This is a genomic window from Finegoldia magna (assembly GCF_018371055.1).
GTDB classification, from domain to species: Bacteria; Bacillota; Clostridia; order Tissierellales; family Peptoniphilaceae; genus Finegoldia; species Finegoldia magna_I.
The window spans coordinates 1-5,221 of the sequence record NZ_JAGYZD010000122.1; the positions used below are offsets into that span (position 1 = coordinate 1).

Sequence of the window (5,221 nt, forward strand, 5' to 3'; positions counted from 1 at the left end):
GCAGTTTTATAACTTTCTACAAATCCATCTCTTAATGCAAATATATTAAATTCAGTATAATCTTTAAATCCATTATAAAAACCTCTCATGATTTGAGAAGTGATTACACCAGAATTCCCTCTAGCTCCCATAAGAGAACCATCACTCATAGCTTTAGCTAAATTTGCAATGCTCAAATCAGCTACGCCATTAACTTTTGAAATAGCTGATTTAATTGTCAATGTCATATTAGTACCAGTATCTCCATCTGGAACTGGAAAAACATTTAGGCTATTTACTATTTCTCTTTTATTTTCTAAGTTCTTAAATCCCGCTAGAAGGCAATTCTTGAACAGTGTTGCGTCATTCTTCATTGTGCCCCCTATTTTTCTTCGTTTATTCTCATATCTTGAACAAGAACATTAACACATTCTACTTCAAGACCAGTTTTGTTTTCTACACTATATTTAACTGTATCAATAATATTTTGGCAAACCACAGCAATTTTAGTACCATATTCCAAAACTACAGTCAAATCTATTACAATTTTATTATTTTTTGTATAAACTTTTACTCCCTTACTCATATTGTCTTTATTGAGTAACATTAAAAATCCATCTGATAAATTTTTATAAGCTAGTCCAACAATTCCGTAACAAGTCATAGCTGTTTCACTAGCAATAGTTCTAACGATATTATCTGATATTAATATTGAACCATATTCGTTATCAATTTTAGTAGTCATATTACCTCCTATTTGTGATACCTAATTAATTATATTATACTCTTTTAATGTTTAAGATTCTAATTTACATATTAATACTATATTATTATAACATATTTTAGCTCTAAAAGCTTGAAATTCAGTTTTAAAATATGCTATAATATCAAGAGACATTTGAAAAAGAACCAGGAGGTGTAATTATGTCCAAAAAATGTGAAATTTGTGGTAAATCAAGAACTTTCGGAAATAATAGATCATTTTCTTTAAGATCTTCAAATAGAAGCTGGGCACCTAACATCAGAAAAGTTAGAGCTTTAGTTGATGGCAAACCAAAAAGAATCAATGTATGCACTAGATGCTTAAGATCAGGTTTAGTTGAAAGACCTCAATTTATCAAAACAACAGAAGAAGAATAAAACAAAGAGTCGAAAATTCGACTCTTTTTTAATCTCTAGAATCAATCAAAAGACCATATCCTTCTATTAATTCTATATATGCTTTTTTATCTTTTATTTTATTGCTAATCGTCAAAGTTGAACAAAAATCAACATCTAAAAATTCACTGTCGTATTCAAAGCCTTTTAATCTAATTTTCATTCCATTATTCGATAATACTACAATAGAAATATAATCATATTTCATAACACAATCTGTGCTTTTTCCTAAGAATTTAATTATATTATTGTTTCCAATAAATATAAGTTCAATTCCTTTTTCAAAGCATCTTTTTGAATAAATTAAATTCGACATTGTGTGATCTAATCTAGTTCCTGTTGCCCCAAAAGCATATATTGTATTACAGTTTTTTTCGATTAATATATTTATTGCGGCTTCAAAATCAGTAAAATCTTTTTTACAATTATATTTTTCAAGAATCTTGTTGTTTTCTTCTAGAAAAGTTTTATCTTCTGGATTTATAGAATCAAAATCTCCTATAGCGAAATCAAAATCTTTGTGATAATCGGTGAAATATTTTGTTCCACCATCTACAGCTATTTTAAAATCTGACTTTTCATAATATTCTTCAAAAAGATTCTTATCAGATAATTCTCCGGCGCAACAAATCAAACCAATCATTTTTTACTTACCTTTGATACAGGTTTAATTAAAATTAATATGACAACTATCGCTATAATTCCATTAGGAACAATGTAGGTAATATTATACAAGAACGATCCTAGTAAAGCAGGTATATCTTTTGGTAATGTATCTTTGAAGAATACGTAACCACTTAAAATAGCAGCTACTCCTCTCATTAAAATAGCGAACACACATGCTAAAATCATTTCAAAATTAATTTTACCGCTCAAAGTTTCATTATTACATCCTAATCCTGATAGACCTAAAGCCATGTATGCTATTGGATAATCTAGTAAGTATTGTATTGGATGAATAACATATGAATCAACAAAACTATCTAAAATTCCATACATTAAACCAATTACAATCCCTGGTTTAAGTCCCCATCTTAGTCCAAATAATAAAATTGGAACATATCCAGCCAAAGAAACAGATCCCCCTCTTGGCATTTTGAAAATAACAATACTGTTTAGCACAGCTGTCAGAGCTAAAGTAATAGCCCCTTCAACCATAAATCTCAAATTTTTGTTCAATATATCCTCCTGTTACTATAATTTTTCATTGTAAATATCTAATTGCGATTCTATATTTTGATTAAAAACATCTGAACCACTTACAATTAGATTAGCCCCTGATTCTAAAACTTTATCGACATTAGAAGTTTTTACTCCTCCATCAACTTCCAATATAATATACTTTTGTGATTTCTCAATCATTTTTCTTGCATCTTTTATTTTTGAATATTGACTTTCTATAAATGATTGTCCTCCAAATCCTGGATTTACACTCATTACTAGTATTATATCCAGATCATCAATAATATATTCACAACATTCTAAACTTGTGGATGGATTAAGTGCTAATCCACATTTTTTTCCAGCTTTATGAACAGTCTGAATAATCCTATGAGGATGAAAAGTTGCTTCTGGATGAAAAGTAATTATGTCAGCTCCAGCATTCAACATGTCATCTATAATATTTTCTGGTTTGTTAACCATCAAGTGACAATCAAAAATAAATTCCGGATATTTCTCTCTGATCTGTTTTATAACGGCTGGACCAAAAGAAATATTTGGCACAAAATTACCATCCATAACATCTAAGTGTAAGTATTTTATTCCCTTATTTTTTAATATATCTAAGTTTTTTTCTAACTCAAAAAAGTTACAAGCCAACAAAGATGGACTTAAGTTAGCCATTAATACCTCCTAATTTTTTCGTATTCTTCAACAATTTTCAAATAATTATCATATCTACTTTGAGATATTTCTCCAGTTTCAACAAGCCTTTTTATTTCACATTTTGGTTCATTAATGTGATCACAATTATTGAATTTACATTTTGAACTGTTTTTTCTAAATTCTACAAAGTTATTTTTGATTTCAGATTTTTCATCTAAAAAAGACAAATCAAAAGAACTAAAACCCGGTGTGTCCAAAACGTAAGTATTGTCATCTACCATTTTAATTTCAATGTGTCTTGTCGTTTGTTTTCCCCTCTGAGTTTTATCACTAATTTTTCCAGAAATAAAATTCTCATTTGGAAATAAATTTTTTAAAGTACTTGATTTCCCTGCCCCACTAGGGCCAATGACACAACTAATATGATTTTTGAATTCATTTAATAACTCTTCATTAGTAATTGAAGATTCATTTGAATTGAATATTACTTTATACCCAATATTTCTGTATATATCAGCATAAAATTTTTTCTCATCCTCAGATACCAAATCAGATTTATTAAATACAATGACGCAATCAATGTTGTTCTTCTCAATCATTAATAGATATTTGTCTAGTAACATTAGATTAATATTAGGTGACTTAATGCTACTTAGAACGAAACATTTATCTATATTACTCACTTCAGGACGGTGTAAAAGCACAGATCTTGGATGTATTTTTAAAATAAATCCAAGACCATTTTCTACATTTATATCTACTTTATCCCCTACAACTGGAGTAATTTTCTTGTTCCTAAAATTCCCCTTTGCCTTCGAAGGATACACTTCGTTTCCAATGCTTACGTAGAATAATTCTCTTTGAATTTTAGTAATTACACCTGTTTTATCCGACATTAACTAATTCTCCATTAATATAGACTTTAATATCATTATTAGGCTTTGCTTTTACTTTAATTCTTATATCTCCTTCAGAAGCGTCATGGTTTTCTTCATAGATAATGTTGTTTTCAGTTTCATCTTTAACAGTTACTGTGTAAATCCCTTTTTCTACAGGTTTACTTATTCTAAATACTTTATCAATCATTTCAGGTTCCTTTTTACCTTTACTGATTATTACATCAATTGAACTATCTTTTTTAAGTTTCTTTCCCGCGTCATATTGTTGCCATATAACTTGGTTTGTATCGTATGAATTACTAAATTTCTTTTCAATATTTCCTATATTCAGTCCAATTGATTTTAATTTATTACTAGCTTGACTAATATCAGTCCCTATTAAATCAACCATTTCTACTAGCTCTTCTTTCTTACCTAAAGAAATTACAACATCAACTTTAGAATCTTTATTTATGCTAGTTCCTGCATCCGGATGTTGTTGCATAATTTTTCCAGCTTCAAAATTATCACTGTTTTCTTTAGTTATTTCGCCAATTTCTAAGCCCAATTTGTTGAGTTGGATTTTAGCATTTTCTATAGTCATATTGGACAAATTAGGTACTGATACCTGTTCCTCACCTTTGCTTACAACTAATTTTATAATAGTTCCTTTTTTTACTTCTGTACTAGACTCTGGATCTTGTTCTAATACTTTTCCTGGTTCAACATTACTTTCAGTCTTGTATTCTGAAACAACAGCAATTAAATTATTTGCTTTAGCTTTATTTAATGCTTCGTTTTCGGTTAAACCAGTCAATGCAGGAACTAAGACTAAGTCTTGCTTATTCTTATTTATATATTTCTTGCCGAATATAAATGCAACAAATACCAATGCTGCTAAAAGTACAGGCAATAGAATCCACATAAACTTTTTAGATTTATTTTTGTTATCTTTTGTAGAAGATTGTTTAGGAGTTTTATAAACAGCTTCTTTTACTTCTGGTTGTTCATCATTTTCTTTTATAATTGGATTCTTAGTGGTTTTTTGATACAAATCAGAGGAATAGGTTTGATAATTCTTCAACATTTCTTTTAATTCTGTAGCCGATTTGAATCTATCATTAGGATCTTTTGCCATTGCTTTAACTATAATGTCATTAAGCCCTTGCGGCAAATCGTGTCTAAGATTAATAGGTGGTACCAATGGATCTTGAATGTGTTTCAATGCAATTCCAACTGCATTTGGTGCGTCAAATGGCACTTCACCTGTAGCCATTTGGTACAATACAACACCTAATGAATATATATCACTTTTCTCATCAATAAATTTACCCTTTGCTTGTTCTGGTGAAATATAATGAACAGTTCCCAAAACAGTT

Annotated in this window: 8 protein-coding genes; 1 reads left to right on the forward strand and 7 read right to left on the reverse strand. The window is 29.1% G+C overall.

What is annotated here, in order from left to right:
- A partial coding sequence (locus KHW44_RS06155; RefSeq protein WP_304067250.1) for a DAK2 domain-containing protein occupies positions 1 to 353 on the reverse strand: 353 nt, incomplete at its 3' end.
- An 8-nt stretch (positions 354 to 361) separates the two neighbouring features.
- Complete coding sequence (locus KHW44_RS06160) at positions 362 to 724, reverse strand: Asp23/Gls24 family envelope stress response protein (RefSeq protein WP_002836299.1); 363 nt, start codon at positions 722 to 724, stop codon at positions 362 to 364.
- A gap of 179 nt (positions 725 to 903) precedes the next feature.
- Here KHW44_RS06160 and rpmB point away from each other — a divergent pair, with 179 nt between their 5' ends.
- A complete protein-coding gene (gene rpmB, locus KHW44_RS06165; protein ID WP_002836298.1) occupies positions 904 to 1,119 on the forward strand; it encodes a 50S ribosomal protein L28 in 216 nt (71 codons plus the stop codon).
- 28 nt (positions 1,120 to 1,147) lie between these two features.
- Here rpmB and KHW44_RS06170 read toward each other — a convergent pair whose 3' ends face one another.
- The 5 genes from KHW44_RS06170 to KHW44_RS06190 form a co-directional block, all read right to left on the reverse strand.
- The gene (locus KHW44_RS06170) at positions 1,148 to 1,780 is read right to left on the reverse strand and encodes a thiamine diphosphokinase (RefSeq protein ID WP_227905327.1); all 633 of its coding nucleotides are present in this window, start codon (positions 1,778 to 1,780) and stop codon (positions 1,148 to 1,150) included.
- Positions 1,777 to 2,316 carry an energy-coupled thiamine transporter ThiT gene (gene thiT, locus KHW44_RS06175; RefSeq protein WP_304067257.1) on the reverse strand — a complete coding sequence of 180 codons (540 nt, stop codon included), beginning with the start codon at positions 2,314 to 2,316 and terminating at the stop codon, positions 1,777 to 1,779. The genes KHW44_RS06170 and thiT overlap by 4 nt, the downstream gene beginning before the upstream one ends.
- A 15-nt stretch (positions 2,317 to 2,331) precedes the next feature.
- Positions 2,332 to 2,982 (reverse strand): ribulose-phosphate 3-epimerase, encoded by a 651-nt coding sequence (gene rpe / locus KHW44_RS06180; protein ID WP_304067260.1) that lies wholly within the window; start codon positions 2,980 to 2,982, stop codon positions 2,332 to 2,334.
- The gene (gene rsgA / locus KHW44_RS06185) at positions 2,982 to 3,860 is read right to left on the reverse strand and encodes a ribosome small subunit-dependent GTPase A (RefSeq protein ID WP_304067263.1); all 879 of its coding nucleotides are present in this window, start codon (positions 3,858 to 3,860) and stop codon (positions 2,982 to 2,984) included. The genes rpe and rsgA overlap by 1 nt, the downstream gene beginning before the upstream one ends.
- Positions 3,850 to 5,221: PASTA domain-containing protein (locus KHW44_RS06190; protein WP_304067266.1), on the reverse strand; the 1,372-nt coding region annotated here is incomplete at its 5' end. The genes rsgA and KHW44_RS06190, both read right to left, overlap by 11 nt.

Coding starts and splice junctions, on each gene's coding strand:
- KHW44_RS06160 (WP_002836299.1), bottom strand. CDS start 724: ATGACTACTAAAATTGATAACGAATATGGTTCAATATTAATATCAGAT.
- rpmB (WP_002836298.1), top strand. CDS start 904: ATGTCCAAAAAATGTGAAATTTGTGGTAAATCAAGAACTTTCGGAAAT.
- KHW44_RS06170 (WP_227905327.1), bottom strand. CDS start 1,780: ATGATTGGTTTGATTTGTTGCGCCGGAGAATTATCTGATAAGAATCTT.
- rpe (WP_304067260.1), bottom strand. CDS start 2,982: ATGGCTAACTTAAGTCCATCTTTGTTGGCTTGTAACTTTTTTGAGTTA.
- rsgA (WP_304067263.1), bottom strand. CDS start 3,860: ATGTCGGATAAAACAGGTGTAATTACTAAAATTCAAAGAGAATTATTC.